The 14,376-nt window shown below is 71.2% G+C and carries 16 protein-coding genes; 10 read left to right on the top strand and 6 right to left on the bottom strand.

The annotated features are described in order from the left end of the window. Positions 1 to 105 precede the first annotated feature (105 nt). Both JJ691_RS08625 and JJ691_RS08620 read left to right on the top strand, forming a co-directional pair. A complete protein-coding gene (locus tag JJ691_RS08625) occupies positions 106 to 1,617 on the top strand; it encodes an arabinofuranosidase catalytic domain-containing protein (protein ID WP_249227781.1) in 1,512 nt (503 codons plus the stop codon). A gap of 145 nt (positions 1,618 to 1,762) precedes the next feature. Then, positions 1,763 to 2,524: an IclR family transcriptional regulator gene (locus JJ691_RS08620; protein ID WP_211768246.1), complete on the top strand. Its 762-nt coding sequence runs from the start codon at positions 1,763 to 1,765 to the stop codon at positions 2,522 to 2,524. Here JJ691_RS08620 and JJ691_RS08615 read toward each other — a convergent pair. Both JJ691_RS08615 and JJ691_RS08610 read right to left on the bottom strand, forming a co-directional pair. Further along, positions 2,521 to 3,870, bottom strand: a complete 1,350-nt coding sequence (locus JJ691_RS08615; RefSeq protein ID WP_211768245.1) for a carboxylesterase family protein — start codon at positions 3,868 to 3,870, stop codon at positions 2,521 to 2,523. The two genes, JJ691_RS08620 and JJ691_RS08615, sit on opposite strands and share 4 nt — an antisense overlap. A gap of 30 nt (positions 3,871 to 3,900) precedes the next feature. Next, a complete protein-coding gene (locus JJ691_RS08610) occupies positions 3,901 to 4,611 on the bottom strand; it encodes a type 1 glutamine amidotransferase domain-containing protein (RefSeq protein ID WP_211768244.1) in 711 nt (236 codons plus the stop codon). Between the two features lie 216 nt (positions 4,612 to 4,827). Here JJ691_RS08610 and JJ691_RS08605 point away from each other — a divergent pair, with 216 nt between their 5' ends. Both JJ691_RS08605 and JJ691_RS08600 read left to right on the top strand, forming a co-directional pair. Then, on the top strand, positions 4,828 to 6,261 hold the full coding sequence (locus JJ691_RS08605; RefSeq protein WP_211768243.1) for an aldehyde dehydrogenase: 1,434 nt from the start codon (positions 4,828 to 4,830) through the stop codon (positions 6,259 to 6,261). A 97-nt stretch (positions 6,262 to 6,358) separates the two neighbouring features. Continuing rightward, a complete protein-coding gene (locus tag JJ691_RS08600; RefSeq protein ID WP_211768242.1) occupies positions 6,359 to 6,784 on the top strand; it encodes a hypothetical protein in 426 nt (141 codons plus the stop codon). A 46-nt stretch (positions 6,785 to 6,830) separates the two neighbouring features. On the opposite strand, the gene JJ691_RS08595 is transcribed toward JJ691_RS08600, so the two are convergent. Next, positions 6,831 to 7,313: a hypothetical protein gene (locus JJ691_RS08595; protein ID WP_211768241.1), complete on the bottom strand. Its 483-nt coding sequence runs from the start codon at positions 7,311 to 7,313 to the stop codon at positions 6,831 to 6,833. 61 nt (positions 7,314 to 7,374) lie between these two features. On the opposite strand from JJ691_RS08595, the gene JJ691_RS08590 reads away from it, so the two are divergent. Continuing rightward, the gene (locus JJ691_RS08590) at positions 7,375 to 7,629 is read left to right on the top strand and encodes a Smr/MutS family protein (RefSeq protein ID WP_116176430.1); all 255 of its coding nucleotides are present in this window, start codon (positions 7,375 to 7,377) and stop codon (positions 7,627 to 7,629) included. A 9-nt stretch (positions 7,630 to 7,638) separates the two neighbouring features. On the opposite strand, the gene JJ691_RS08585 is transcribed toward JJ691_RS08590, so the two are convergent. Next, on the bottom strand, positions 7,639 to 8,892 hold the full coding sequence (locus JJ691_RS08585; protein WP_442912718.1) for an APC family permease: 1,254 nt from the start codon (positions 8,890 to 8,892) through the stop codon (positions 7,639 to 7,641). 115 nt (positions 8,893 to 9,007) lie between these two features. On the opposite strand from JJ691_RS08585, the gene JJ691_RS08580 reads away from it, so the two are divergent. Both JJ691_RS08580 and JJ691_RS08575 read left to right on the top strand, forming a co-directional pair. After that, positions 9,008 to 9,400, top strand: a complete 393-nt coding sequence (locus JJ691_RS08580; RefSeq protein ID WP_211768240.1) for a GntR family transcriptional regulator — start codon at positions 9,008 to 9,010, stop codon at positions 9,398 to 9,400. Then, positions 9,397 to 10,476, top strand: a complete 1,080-nt coding sequence (locus JJ691_RS08575; protein ID WP_211768239.1) for a DUF1648 domain-containing protein — start codon at positions 9,397 to 9,399, stop codon at positions 10,474 to 10,476. The genes JJ691_RS08580 and JJ691_RS08575 overlap by 4 nt, the downstream gene beginning before the upstream one ends. A 5-nt stretch (positions 10,477 to 10,481) precedes the next feature. On the opposite strand, the gene JJ691_RS08570 is transcribed toward JJ691_RS08575, so the two are convergent. Continuing rightward, positions 10,482 to 10,994, bottom strand: coding sequence for a DUF2231 domain-containing protein (locus JJ691_RS08570; protein WP_211768238.1), 513 nt, complete (start codon positions 10,992 to 10,994; stop codon positions 10,482 to 10,484). Between the two features lie 177 nt (positions 10,995 to 11,171). Between JJ691_RS08570 and JJ691_RS08565 the strand changes: the two genes are divergently transcribed. Genes JJ691_RS08565 through JJ691_RS08555 form a run of 3 tightly spaced genes read left to right on the top strand, consistent with a single transcriptional unit; the run spans position 11,172 to position 13,767 of the window. Further along, on the top strand, positions 11,172 to 11,912 hold the full coding sequence (locus JJ691_RS08565) for a hypothetical protein (protein WP_211768237.1): 741 nt from the start codon (positions 11,172 to 11,174) through the stop codon (positions 11,910 to 11,912). Then, positions 11,909 to 12,580 (top strand): response regulator transcription factor, encoded by a 672-nt coding sequence (locus JJ691_RS08560; protein WP_256449376.1) that lies wholly within the window; start codon positions 11,909 to 11,911, stop codon positions 12,578 to 12,580. The genes JJ691_RS08565 and JJ691_RS08560 overlap by 4 nt, the downstream gene beginning before the upstream one ends. Continuing rightward, positions 12,577 to 13,767, top strand: a complete 1,191-nt coding sequence (locus JJ691_RS08555) for a sensor histidine kinase (RefSeq protein WP_211768236.1) — start codon at positions 12,577 to 12,579, stop codon at positions 13,765 to 13,767. The genes JJ691_RS08560 and JJ691_RS08555 overlap by 4 nt, the downstream gene beginning before the upstream one ends. A gap of 7 nt (positions 13,768 to 13,774) precedes the next feature. Here JJ691_RS08555 and JJ691_RS08550 read toward each other — a convergent pair whose 3' ends face one another. Continuing rightward, on the bottom strand, positions 13,775 to 14,314 hold the full coding sequence (locus tag JJ691_RS08550) for a TetR/AcrR family transcriptional regulator (RefSeq protein ID WP_211768235.1): 540 nt from the start codon (positions 14,312 to 14,314) through the stop codon (positions 13,775 to 13,777). Positions 14,315 to 14,376 lie beyond the last annotated feature (62 nt).

Genomic DNA, 14,376 nt, shown 5'->3' with positions numbered 1-14,376 from the left:
AAAGCCGGTCGAACATGTGTGCCGCACCACGTCGGCGGCGCTCGTGGCTCCTTGTCACCACGAAGCGCTGTCCGGGCAACTCCCGACAATGACGACGGAGGTTTCGTGCACGCCCTACCCACACTCCGACGGCGCACGCGGTTGCTGGCCACCCTGCTGCTGGCAGTCGCGCTCGCCGTGCCGGTCGTCGGCTTCGCGACGGCCCCGACTTCGGCCGCGGCGACACAGAAGGCCTGCGACATCTACGCGTCCGGCGGCACACCGTGCGAGGCGGCTTACAGCACCACGCGCGCGTTGTTCGCCTCCTATGCCGGTCCCCTGTACCAGATTCAGCGCGCCTCGGACAACAACACGCTGAACATCGGCCTGGCGTCGACCGGCGGGGTGGTCAACTCCGCGCCGCAGGTCTCCTTCTGCTCCGGCACGACCTGCACCATCACCCAGCTCTACGACCAGACCGCCAACGGCAACAACCTGGGCATCTCCCCGGGCTCGTCGTGTTCGGGCTGCTCGGGCGGGCTCCACGGGCCCGGCCCCAACGGCGCCGACATCGGCGCGAACGCGATGGCCCTGCCCGTCACGGTCGGCGGCAAGCCGGCGTACGGGGTGCTGGTCAACGACATCGGCACCGGATACCGCAACAACGCCGTCCGGAACGTGCCCACCGGCTCCCAGCCCGAGGGTATGTACATGATGACGTCGTCCATGCTCACCAGCGGCTCCTGCTGCTTCGACTTCGGCTCGGCCGAGACCGACGACTCCGACGACGGCAACTCGACCATGAACGCGATCTACTACGGATCGGCGTGCTGGGTCGGCGGCTGCAGCGGCCCGGGCCCCTGGGTCGGCGGCGACCTCGAGAACGGCATGTACTTCAGCAACACCGGCGTGAACCCGTCGAACATCCCGAGCGAGACCGGCATGTTCGTGTCGGCCTGGGAGAAGAACAACGGCACCACCAACTTCACCCTCAAGTACGGCAACGGCCAGTCGGGCGGGTTGACGACCTCGTACTCCGGCGCCCTGCCCAACGGCTACAACCCGATGAAGGTGCAGCCCTCCATCGAGCTGGGCACCGGCGGCGACAACAGCCCGATGGGCAAGGGTGAGTTCTTCGAAGGTGCCGTCACCGCCGGCTTCCCCACCGACGCCACCGAGAACGCGGTGCAGGCCGACCTCGCGGGGGCCGGCTACGCCAACAACACCACCACGTTCAAGACCAGCACGTCCGTGGTGAGCTTCCGGGCCCACGCCAACGGCAAGTACGTCGACGCGGCGAACAACACCACGTCGCTGATCGCCGACGCCACCTCGGTCGGCACGGCGGAGACCTTCGACATGTTCACCAACACCGACGGCACTGTCAATCTCCGGGCGCACTCGGACAACCAGTGGGTCACCGCGGAGAGCAACGGATCCGCGCCACTGATCGCCAACCGGGGCGGGCCCGGCCCCTGGGAGACGTTCTACCTGATCCACAACGGCGACGGCAGCGTGAGCTTGCGCGCGTACAACAACCAGCACCTCGTGACCGCGGAGAACGCCGGCGCGGCAGCGCTGATCGCCAACCGCACAGCGATCGGCCCGTGGGAGGAGTTCGACCTCACCACCCACTGACGACTGGTGGAGCAGAACGGTTCTCGGGTTCGGGGCGGCGGACGTGGCCGCCCCGGGCTCGGGGCGACGAGCTCGGCACGGAGACGCGGCCTCCGAACTCGTACGATGGGGATCGACCGTCCATGTCGGACCCGAAGGCGAACTCATGAGCGATTCGACGCGACCCCGGTCCGACTCCCATGTCGGGCGGGTTTTCGGCCTGCTCGACCTGCTCGGCGAGGAGCTGGGCGAGCTGACGCTGAGCGAGTTGGCCCGCCGCGCGGGGCTGCCCGTGTCCACCACGCACCGGCTGCTGGGCGAGCTGACGGCCTGGGGCGGCGTGGAGCGCACCCCGGACGGCGCCTACCGGCTCGGCGAGAAGGTGTGGCGGCTCGGCATGGCCTCGGCCTGGGAGCGCCGGCTGCGCGAGGCGGCCCTCCCCCACGCCCGGGCCCTGGCCGGCGCCACCGGCAACGCGGTCGCGGTGAGCACGATGGTGCAGGACCGGCTGATCTGCCTGGACACCGTGCGCGGCCGGGCCGAGAACATCTACCTCGCCCACGCCGGCGACGAGATCCCGCTGTTCGCCACCAGCGCCGGCAAGCTGCTGATGTCCGGGGCCGAGCCGGCGACGGTGTCGGCGGCGCTGCGCACCCGGTTGGAGCGACGCACCCCGTACACGCAGATCCAGCCCCGGCTTGTGCTGGCCCAGTTGGAGAACGCCCGCCGAGCGGGCTTCGCGGTGACGCACTCGGAGAGCACCGCCGGCCAGTCGTCGGTGTCGGTCCCGGTGGCCGTCCGTGACGGGCAGAGCCCGATCGCGTTGACTGTGCTCACTCCGTCCACAGTGGATGGACTGACCAAACTTGTGCCAGTCATGCGCCGGTACGCCGCGTCGATCTCCCAGGCCATGAGGAACGTCGGCTAAATCTCGTGCACGTACGGTTCCACGACTGTCCACACCGGACGATCGAGAGCTGAGCGGTGCAGGAAGTCCTTGTATTCGCGGCGCATCCGTGCCGACACCTCGTCCACGCCGGGGTCATTGGCGAACAACCGCGCTAGCTCCGGGCGGCGGTGGTTGCCGAACAGCACCGGCACGTCCAGCGTGTGCGTCGCCCCGAGCCAGCCGTCCCACAGCGTCGCCGGCCGCACGTAGCGGAACCGCCAGACCGGTCCAGCCTGTGCCGCCCAGGCATCGGCCGGCTCGTCCATCAGCGCGGTGGTCACCGCGGCCGCCAACGCCCAGCGCGGGTCGCAGGCCCGTTCGGCCAGTAGGTTCGCGGCAGCGATCCCGTACCGCCGCACGGCGTCGCCGGGCAGCAGGCCGGCCGCCACCCGCTCCGCCTCGACCTTCGTGAACTCCCGCGGCGACTGCTCGTCGACCAGGTAGAACGTCCCCTCGTCGGCGGTGGTGACCAGCAAGGTCGGCAGGCCAGCCGGGTCGGGCAGGCCACCGTCGAGTTCGCCCGCGGCCACCGGTCCGAAGGGGTACAGCGGACCGAGATCCATCGCCCCGGCGATCAGCACCTCGTCGTCCAGCTCCGCGAGCCCGCGCACCGGCACGCCGATGAGCGCGGCCAACTGTTCGACGATGTCGGCGACGGCCGCCGGCTCTCGCAAGCTGGGCACGCCGCCGTGCAACGCCAGCGCGGCCGGCCGCCGCGTCCCGGGCAGGACAGACTGGATCGCCGCGCTCATCGCCCCGGCCGAGTCGCCGCCGAGCGTGAGCCGGCCGGGGTCGCCGCCGAAGCCCTCGATGTTGCGGTGCACCCAGTCCAGGGCGGCCCGCTGGTCGAGCAGCCCCAGGTTGGCGTGCTCGCCCGTCAATTCCGGGTGCGTGGCGAAACCGAACGGTCCCAGGCGGTAGTTGACCGTGACCACGACCGCCTCGGCCTCCCGGGCAAGCGTGTCCCCGCGCAGCGCGGGCACGCTACCTGAGCCGTTGATCCACCCGCCGCCGTGCTGCCACACCAGAACCGGCAGGCCGGCCGACGGGTCGAGCCGCGGCGTCCACACGTTCAGCACCAAGCAGTCCGGGCCGCTGGGCGTGGACGGGCCGAGCACCAGCTCAGCCCGGATGCCGCCCGGTTGCGGTGCGGACGGCCCGAACTCGTTGGCCGCCCGGGTGCCGGTCCACCGGGGTAGCGGGGCCGGCGGGCGGAATCGCGCCGCGCCGATCACCGGTGCGGCATAAGGGATGCCGAGGAACGCCGTCACGCCGTTCCGGGTTTTCCCTGCCAGTTCGCCGGATTCGACGCGCACGCGAGTCATCCGCCCGCCTCCTGTCGTTCGGGTTCGGGCTCAGCCGCGGGCGGCCAGCTCCTTGAGGATCGCCTCGGCGGCGGCGTCCGCGGACGCCGGGTTCTGGCCGGTCACCAGGTTGCCGTCGACCACCACGTGCGAGCCCCACGGCTCACCGGACTCGTAGACCGCGCCGGCGTCCCGCAGGCGGGTCTCCAACAGCCACGGCGCGTTGGCGGCCAGGCCGGTCTGGGTCTCCTCGGCGTCCATGAACGCGGTCATGCGGCGACCGCGGAACAGCCAGCCGTCCTCGGTGCCGGCGCCGAGGAACGCGGCTTGGCCGTGGCACAGCGAGGCGACGACCTTGTGCTCGTTGGGCAGCATCGCGCTGAGGATGCGGGCCACCTCGGGGTCGACGGCAAGATCCTGCATGGGGCCGTGCCCGCCGGGCGTGAGCACGCCGTCGAACTCGGCGGGGTCGATGTCGGACAGCGAGCGCGGGTGGTCCAGCTCGGTCTGGATGGACTCCAGGTAGGCGCGGATCTCGGCGACCTTCGCCGGGTTGCCGCCGTTGACCTCCGGGGCGAGGCTGAACTCGTCCAGCGACGCCGGCCGGCCGCCAGGGGTGGCGATGACCAGTTCCACCCCGGCGTCGCGCAGGATCCGGTGCGGCGTGGCGACTTCTTCGGCCCAGAACCCGGTAGGCCGCTGCGAGCCGTCCTTCTGCGACCACTGCTGCGCCGCGGTCAGGATGACGAGGATTCGGGACATGATTGCTTCTCCTAGCTGGGTTTTCGAACTCCGCCACCACTGTGCGCCGGGCCGGCGCGCACCGTCGAGCGGGGCTTTCCACGTCACGGAAAGGGCCGGCCGTGACGCGGGTCGCACCGATGGTTTCCGTGTCACGGAAAGACCCGGTCGACGCGCGGACTCCCGAAGCCGTTCCCTGGCCATGACAATCGACCGCAGTTCGAAGGAGAGTGCGCCGTGACCATCGACTACTCCTCGCTGTTCATCGGCGGGGCCTGGGTCGCACCTCGGTCCAGCCGGCGCATCACCGTCCACTCGGCCTCGACCGAGCGGCAGCTGGGCTCGGTGCCCGAGGCCGACGAGGCGGACGTCGACCGGGCGGTGTCCGCAGCCCGTCAGGGCTTCGCGGGCTGGTCACGTCTGAGTGGCGCGGACCGCGCCGAGGCGTTGCTGCGCCTGGCGACCGCGCTGGAGAACCGCGGCGCCGAGATGGCGCATCGGGTCAGTGCCCAGAACGGCATGCCGATCACCATGTCCAGGGCCGCCGAGGCGGAACTCCCGGTGCGACTGCTGCGGTACTACGCCGGGCTGGCGACCGAACCCACTGAGCACACACAATCCGGGATGCGCGGCGGCACCACCACCGTGCGGCGCGAACCGCTCGGCGTGGTCGCCGCTATCGCGCCGTGGAACGCGCCCCAGACCCTCGCCTCGTTCAAGTACGCGCCCGCGCTGGCCGCCGGCTGCACCGTCGTGCTCAAGCCGTCGCCGGAAACCGTGCTGGACGCCAACCTGCTGGCCGAGGCGGCCGCCGAGGCCGGCCTGCCGCCCGGGGTGCTCAACGTCGTGCCGGCCGACCGGGACGTGAGCAGCTACCTGGTGGCTCATCCGGGAGTCGACAAGGTCGCGTTCACCGGGTCGACCGCCGCCGGCCGCGCGATCGCCGAGGTCTGCGGCCGGCTGCTGCGCCCGGTGACGCTCGAACTCGGCGGCAAGTCGGCCGCCGTCTTCCTCGACGACGTCGACCTCACCGAAACTGGCCTGCGCCAACGGCTCACGCGGGCGGTGGTAGGCCACAGTGGACAGACCTGTTACCTCGGCACCCGCATTCTCGTTCCGCACAGCCGCCACGACGAGATCGTGGAGTTCCTGGCCGACCTCGTCTCCTCGCTGACCATGGGCGACCCGCTGGATCCCGGCACGCAGCTGGGACCGCTGGTCACCGCCCGGCACCGTGATCGCGTCGAAGGCCTCGTCGAACGTGGCCGCGCCGACGGCGGCACGGTCGTCACCGGCGGGCGGCGGCCGGCCGACCTGACGACCGGGTGGTATCTCGAACCGACGATCTTCACCGGTCTTGGCCGGGACAGCGTGGTGGTCCGGGAGGAGGTCTTCGGCCCGGTGCTCACCGTGCACGGCTACGCCGACTCCGACGACGCGGTCCGCATCGCCAACGACAGCAGCTACGGCCTGGGCGGCAGCGTCTGGACAACCGATCCCGAGCGCGGTTTCACCGTGGCACGGGCAATTCGCACCGGCACCATCGGGATCAACGGCTACCTGGTCGACCCCGGCGCGCCGTTCGGCGGGCTGAAGGACAGCGGCCTGGGGCGCGAGCTCGGCCCCGACGCCCTGGCCGCCTACCAGGAAGTCAGGTCCATCTACCACTGACGGACCCCGGCGGAGCGGCTAGTGCTGCCATGCGGGACCGGTCCCGGGACGGCGGCCCTAGTCTGCCGGCTCCGCACCGGTCCGGAAGGAAGCCGCCATGTCCCAGTCGCCCGTGCCAACCCCGGTTCCGCTGCCCAGGCCGCTGCGCACCGCCCGGGTCATCCTGTGGATCCAGGCCGTGTGCATAGGCCTGCTGACCGTCCTGCAGTTCGCCGCGATCGCCGAACGCCAGGCCCACAACCAGGAGGTCGGCGGCTTCAACTCGTTCGCCGTCGTGGACAACATCCTTGTCTTCGTGCTGGCCCTCACGGCCGCCCTGTTCGTCGCCAAGCGGCGGTTCGGCCGGACGCTGGCGTTGGTGGTCGAGGCGCTCGGGGCACTCAACGGGATCCTCAACCTGGTCAACGGGGCGACGGCCGGCATCGTGGAGATCGGGTTCGCGGTCGGCGTCGCCTCGCTGCTGCTCAACCCCCAGGTCACCTTGTGGTACAAGGAAACCATCACAGGTCCGGCACATAACTGAGTTTCAGTCTACTATTCCGCGGCGAGCAGCCGGGTGTCCGCAGCGGCTACTGCTCATCCGGGTGATACGGCGAAGACCAGCCTGGTTCCACGTAGAGGCCGAGGGCTTCCACCGCAGGCACGACGCCGGTGACATCAACGGCGGCGCCGAGGTACATGTAGTAGTCCCAGCCGATGTGGGCAAAGCCGCCGTCAGCCTCCAGCCGGCACCAGAAGCCGGCTTCGCGCAGCAGGCCCCGAACGACGTCCAGCGCCTCGGGCAGGTTGAGGCGCTGCCCTTCCTGGAGATCCACCGTCGGCTTGCCATGGCGTTCAAGACCTCGCACGGAGAACTCGTCGATGCCGGCCGCGGTCGCGAAGATCCGTACGGCTTCGAGGTGGGCGTCCTCGACCCGACCGTATTCCTCGCGGGTGAGCACAACGCCGCCGAACTCACGGCCGATGTCGGAGCAGGCGGTCCAGTCGTCGGGATAGGAGCCGTGCTCGTCGCGGCGGTCCGGGTCGTACTTGGTGACGCGGTACTCGTGCATGGGATCAGTCTGCCGATCGTGTCGGTGACGACGGTCGCGTGGTAGGAGCACCATGGCCGGTATGAAGCTCAAGCTGGACCTGCACGACATCTACAACCGCGGCGGCGAGATCGACCGGGCGCTGCGCGCCGTCATCGACGAGGCCGTCGCGAAGAAGGCGCCGCTGGTGGAGATCATCCCCGGCAAGGGGTCCGGGGCGTTGAAGAAGCACGTGCTGCGGTTCCTGGACCGCAAGGAGATCAAGGCGCTCTACCACCGGGTGGAGAAGGACTCCGACAACTTCGGCCGGGTGTTCGTGCACTTCCGCTGGAAGTAGCCGGCCGGGTCAGGGCGCCGGAGCCGGGCGGCTGACGGCCCGGCCCGCGAGTCCGACGGCGAACATCGCTGCCCCGGCGACCACCGACTGCCAGGGCAGTGTCGCCACGAGGACCAGGCAGCCGACGCCGCCGAGCACGTTGAGCCAGCGGGGCCAGCGGCGCTGGTCGGCCGGCTGGGTGAAGGCCGAGGCGTTGGCGATGGCGTAGTAGATCAGCACCCCGAAGGACGAGAAGCCGATCACGCCACGGAGGTCGACGGTGGCCACGACGACGCTGACGACAACCGCCAGCGCGATCTCGGCGTGGTGCGGAACCTGGAAGCGGGGGTGGACGGCGGCCAGCCAGCTGGGCAGGTCCCGTTGGCGGGCCATGGCCAGGCTGGTGCGGCCGATGCCGGCGATCAGCGCCAGCAGCGCGCCGAGCGAGGCCAGGGCGGCGCCGATGCGCACGACCGGGTCCAGCCCGCCGGCCCCCGCCGCCTGCACGGCGATGGTCAGCGGCGCGGTCGCGGCGGCGAGCCGGTCCGGGCCGGCGGCCAGCAGGGCGGCGACGGCCACCACCAGGTAGACGGCGACCGCCCCGAACAGGGCGATCGGGATGGCGCGGGGAATCGTGCGCCGGGGGTCACGGACCTCCTCCCCCATCGTGGCGATCCGGGCGTAGCCGGCGAAGGCGAAGAACAACAGGCCGGCGGCCTGGAGGATGCCGTAGACACCGCCGGTGCCCCAACCGGTGAGGTTGGCCGGAGTGGCATGCCCGCCGACAGCGATCCCGACGACGACCACGGCCAGGGCGAGCAGGCTGCACGCGACCAGGATCCGGGTCAGCTGGGCGGTCCTGGTGACGCCGCGGTAGTTCAGCGCAGCCAGACCCACCACGGCCGCCACGGCGACGACACGCTGCGCCCACCAAGGCCCAGGTACCGCGTATGAGGCGAAGGTCAGTGCCATCGCCGCGCACGACGCGGTCTTGCCGACCACGAATCCCCAGCCGGCGGTGAACCCCCACCACTCGCCCAGCCGCTCCCGGCCGTAGACGTACGTGCCGCCCGAGGTCGGATAGGCCGCCGCCAACTGCGCCGACGCAGTGGCGTTGCAGTAGGCGATGACCGCGGCTATGGCCAAGCCGATCAGCAGCCCGGAGCCGGCGGCCCGGGCGGCGGGGCCGAACGCCGCGAACACCCCGGCCCCGATCATCGAGCCCAGGCCGATGACCACCGCGTCGCCCGTGCCGAGCCGACGGGCCAGCGCACCCTGATTCACGGGGACCATCATCTCCTGTCCCGGAGCGGGACCTCGACCACAAGCCCCACACTCCGGCTTGCCACCCACCTGGGCTTGTTCTATAACTTATAGAGCAACGGAGGAGGTGCACGCCATGATCCTCAACGTCGACCTGGCCAGCGAGGTGCCGATCTACCAGCAGCTCCGGGACCAGATCGTGGAGGCCATCGCGGACGGCGTGCTGGCCGAGGGCAGCCCGTTGCCGGCGACCAGGACGCTCGCCGCCGACTTCGGGATCAACTTCCACACCGTCAACAAGGCCTACGACCTCCTGCGCCAGCAGGGCCTGATCCGGCTCAACCGCGGCACCGGCGCGATCGTGACCGCCACGGTCGCGGAGGAGCCGTTCCGGACGGAGTGGACCGCGAAGGCGCGGACGCTGCTGGCCGAGGCCGTCGCCAAGGGACTGCCGGCCGACGAGGTCCTCGGGATCTGTCGGTCGCTGGTGGATTCCTTCAGTGCCAAGCGATCGGAGGACACGCCATGACCGTTGCCATCGCTCTGAGTTCCGGGTTCGCGGCACTGGTGCTCGTGCTCGCCCTGGTGCTGCCGGCGGTCTCCAGCCCGACCGTGCCGTTCGGGGTCCGGGTGCCGGCGCGGCACGCCGCCGACCCGGTCGTGGCCCGGCAGACCCGTGTCTACCGCTGGCGGGTGGTCGTCAGCGGCGTCGCCATCGTCGCGGTCGGGGCCGTCCTCTACGGCGTGACCGGTGAAGCGGTGCTGCTGCCGTTGTGGGTGCTGGTGCTGCTCGGCGCCTGGTACGGCTGCTTCTTCCTGGCCAACCACGAGATCCGGGCGGCCAAGGCCGCCGGCGGCTGGTACGAGGGCCTGCGCCAGGGCATCGCGGTGGACACCGACCTGCGCACGGATCCGCCGCGGTTCCCCTGGCTCTGGCTCACGCCGGCGGTGGCCATCACGGTGGCCACGGCGGTGCTCGGCGTGATCCTCTACCCGTCGATGCCCGAGACGCTGACCGTGCACTACGGCGCGAACGGCCCCGACCGGCTGGCCGCCAAGTCGATCGGCGCCGCGTTCGCGCTGGTGTTCGTGCAGATCGGTGTGACCGCGCTGCTCACCGCCATCACCGTGGCCGCCTTCCGCAGCCGGCCCGACCTCGACCCGGCGCACCCGGTCGGCTCCGCCCGGTGGCACCGCCGGTACCTGGCGCTGGGAGCCAAGACCCTGCTCGGGCTGGCCGCGATGATCGACCTGGCCATGCTGGGCTCGTCGGTGCTGATGTGGACCGGAACGGTCACCTGGTGGGCGCGGCTGGTGGTCGTCGTCCCGATCCTGGCCGCCGTCGTGGTGGCCCTCGTGGTGCTGGCCAGGAACAACCGCGAACGGGACGGGAGCGAGCGCGACACCGGCCTGACCCACCGTGACGACGACAAGCACTGGCGGGGCGGCCTGTTCTACGTCAACCGGGAGGACAGCGCCCTGGTGGTGCCGCGCCGCTTCGGTCTGGGCTGGACGCTCAACTTCGGCAACCCCAGGACGGCGATGCTGGCGGCCGGGGTGGTCGCGCTGATCGGACTGGCGATCACCCTCCGCTTCGCCGGCTGAGCCGGTCAGTTCTTCTTGCCGGACACCGGGTTCGCCGAGAAGTTGTCGTGCCAGGCCGCCTGCGCGCCGGAGTCGCCGATCCGGTAGACCTCGACCACCGAGCCGACCGACACCACGACCGCGAGGACGGCGACCACCACCGACGCCACCGGCAGCCACCGCGCCCTCGCCTCGGCCTCCGAGTGCCGGACCCGGTACCGGTGCAGCAGCCAGACCACCAGCGTGGCCAGGAATAGCCCGCCGGCCCACGGCAGCATCCCATCGCCGAGATGGGCATGGGCCCTGACCAACGGATCCGGCTGCACCCGCCGGATCAGCCACTCCCCGGCACTGGTGGTCAGCGGCACGGAAACCAGCGCCACCAGGCCGATCAGCGGTGTGATGATCCCCAGCCGACGCCGGGCGGCCGGCCACACCGCGCTGCACACGAGCAGGATCGCGGCCAGCGGCACGAACACGACCACGATGTGCACCAGCAACACGTGCGCGGGCAAGTCGTTGATGGTTGTCGGACCCATCGATTTCCTCCAGAACTCGGCCACGGAGCGCGGCGGCGTGCCCACGGAAGGTAAGAAGGCGATCTTGGAGGATTCTCGGAGCGGCCGCCGCGTTCAGCGGGTCCGACCAGGTCATGTCTGTCGACGCCGACAGCTGGGACCAAGAATTCACAAAGATCCGGGCGTGAAACTTCAGGAGTGCCGCCACACCACCGACCCGCGCCGACGCCCCTGCCGGGCTGGGCCACCGAGACGCTCGCGGAAGCGACGGGCCGCCACCGCCGCCACGACCCGGTCGACGCGGTCGGCGGCGGCCCCGCCGGCAACGCGCGGCTCACCGCCTGGCTGGGCGCGCTGCTGCTGGCGCTGTTCCTGGCCGAACTGGCCACCCTGCTCGACGTCACCGGCCTGTTGAGCTGGCACATCGTGATCGGCGTGCTGCTGGTGCCGCCCGCGTTGGCGAAAACCGCCAGCACCGGCTGGCGCATCGTCCGCTACTACACGGGACACGGGGCATACCGGGAGGCCGGGCCGCCGCCGATGGCGCTGCGGGTGCTCGGACCGCTGGTCGTGCTGTCGACGCTGGCCGTGTTGGGCACCGGACTGGCGCTGATCGCCATCGGCCCGGACGCGACGCGGGCCACGCTGCTGACCATCGTCGGGTACCGGGTCGACGCGCTCACCCTGCACCAGGGCACGTTCATCGTCTGGGCGATCGCCACCGGCCTGCACGTGCTCGGACGACTCGTGCCGGCGGTCCACATCCTGCGCCGAACGACCGTGCCGGGCAGCACGCCCCGGGGTGTCGTGCTCACGCTGACGGCGCTCGTCGCGGCGGTGGCGGCGATGGTGATCCTCACGGTCAGCACGCCATGGCTCACCGCCGACCTGCACCCGCACCGGCACGAACCGCCGCCAGCGGCGACAATCACCCCGTGAGCGAGGAAGGCAACCGGGTGCTGCTCGTCGAGGACGACGGCGAGCTGGCGGCGATGCTGGACCGCCTCCTGGTCTCCGAGGGCTACCAGGTGGACGTGGCCCTCAACGGCCACACCGGCCTGCACCTCGCGCTCACCAACCGCTACCAGGCCATGGTCATCGACCGGGGCCTGCCCGGCGTGGACGGGCTGGACCTGATCGGGCGGCTGCGCCGTCGCGGCGTGACGACACCGATTCTGGTGCTGTCCGCGCTGGGCACCGCCCGGGACCGGGTGCACGGCCTGGACGCCGGCGCAGAGGACTATCTGCCCAAGCCGTTCGACATCGACGAGCTGCTGGCCCGGCTGCGGGCGTTGCTGCGCCGGCACCTCCACCACGCCGAGGCGCTGCCGATCGGCCCGGACACCACTCTGGACATCGCCTCGCGCACGGTGTTCCGCGGTGACCGGCCACTGGAGGTGTTGTCCGAGCGGGAATGCGACCTGCTGACGCTGCTGGCCTCGCGGCCCGGTGTCGTGTTCACGCGCACGCAGCTGCTGGAGCTGGTCTTCGCCGACGCGATCACCGACACCACTGTGGACACCTACGTGTACTACCTGCGTCGCAAGCTGGGGCGGAAAGCGATCAGCACGGTCCGTGGCGTGGGCTACCGGCTGGGCACGGTATGACGCCCTCGACCGGCGAAGCCGTCGTTCGCCGCGCCGCCCGCCGGCTCGGCCTCCAGGCGGCGGGCATGGTCGCGGTGGTCGTGTTGGCGGTGGCCGGCTTCGGGGCGTGGATCACCGTGCGGCAGGAGTCCGCCAACGCCCAGATGCTCGTGGTCGCCGCGGCCAGCAACGCCGACGACGTGATCGATCCGCCGGCCGGCATGTGGCTGGCCATGCGCGATGCCGACGGTGTCCTCCACGCCACCAAGGGAATGCCGGCCGGACTGCCCGATCTGTCCGCATTGGACAGTCCGACCCCGCCCGCGGACAGCACCGTCGAGCTGGCCGCCGGCCACTTCCTCGTGCACACCGCGAAACCGCCGGACGGCAAGACCGTCCAGGCGGTGCTCGCCCTCCGGCCGTGGGAGGCGCAGCGCAACAGCCTGCTGGTCGGCCTGCTCGCCGCCGCGATCATCGGCCTGGCCTTCGCCGCCGTCGCCGGCGTCCTGCTCGCCCGCCGCGCCCTCACCCCGTTGCAGCGAACCCTTCGGCTGCAACGACAATTCGTCGCCGACGCCTCCCACGAGCTGCGCACCCCGCTGACCTTGTTGCACACCAGGGTCCAACTCCTCCACCGCGACCTGCGCGACGCACCCGAACGTCTGCGCGACGAAGCCGCCGGGGTGGTGCGGGACAGCAGCCGCCTCACCGAACTCGTCGAAGATCTCCTCCTGGCCGCCGACGGTGACGGCACGGCAACCGAAGTCGACCTGGAGCCACTGGTCGCCGACGTCATCGGCGCTTCGCGCTCGTACGCCGAGGAACACGGCATCACCATCGACCACGACCTCACGCCGGCCATCGCCCAGGCCTCGGCGGCCGCCCTGCACCGAGCGCTGACCGCCCTGGTGGACAACGCCATCGAGCACACCCCGCCCGGCGGCACGGTCACCATCACCGTCCGCGCTGCCGGCCACCACGCGCGGCTCGCCGTCCGCGACACCGGCACCGGTTTCTCCCCCGGCCAGGCCGCCGAGCTGACCACCCGCTTCCATTCCGGCGGCCAACGCTCCGGCCGCCGGCGCTACGGCCTCGGCCTGGCCCTGGTCAACGACATCGCCGACCGGTACGGCGGACGCCTCGAAGCGGACAGCGAACCCGGCCGCGGGGCCACGTTCACCTTGGTCCTCCCCCGCGCCAACCGCTAGGGGTGACTCAGGCCCGCACGCTGTCCAGGACGAGATCGAGCAGCCGGTTGGCCTGCTTCTGGCCGGCCCGGCCGGGCGGGGTCCGCCACACGCAGCTCATCATCATCAGCACGTCGTCGGGGTCGAGGTCCGGGCGGATGGTGCCGTCCTTCTCCCCGGCCCGCAGGATCAGCTCGATCGCCCCGATGACCGGGCCGTAGGTCTCGTTGGTGACGGCGTCCTGCGCGGCGGCGCTGAGCGCGTCGCCGAGGCCGTGCTTGATCCTGATCTGCGCGGCGAGGCGTTCGAACCACCGCCGCAGCGCCACCAGCGGCGGCTCCTTGTCCAGCAATTCCGGCGCCGCGTCCACCAGCCGTTGCACCTCGGCCCGGTAGACCGCGAGCACCAGCGCCTCGCGATTGGGGAAATGCCGGTAGAGCGTGCCCGGACCGACACCGGCCGCCTTGGCGATCGAGTTCAGCGAGGCGTCGCCGTCCTCGGCCAGCAGATCGCGCGCGACCTCCAGGATCCGGGCCCGGTTGGCCTGCGCGTCGCTGCGCTGAGACATCTGGGTGCGCCCCTTCCGTGAAAGCCGACATCGCCGTCCGGAGCGACACCCACCATGGTACG

This window comes from Kutzneria sp. CA-103260 (genome assembly GCF_018263855.1).
In the GTDB taxonomy this organism is placed as follows: domain Bacteria; phylum Actinomycetota; class Actinomycetes; order Mycobacteriales; family Pseudonocardiaceae; genus Kutzneria.
This window is presented reverse-complemented; position numbering and strand designations above follow the sequence as displayed.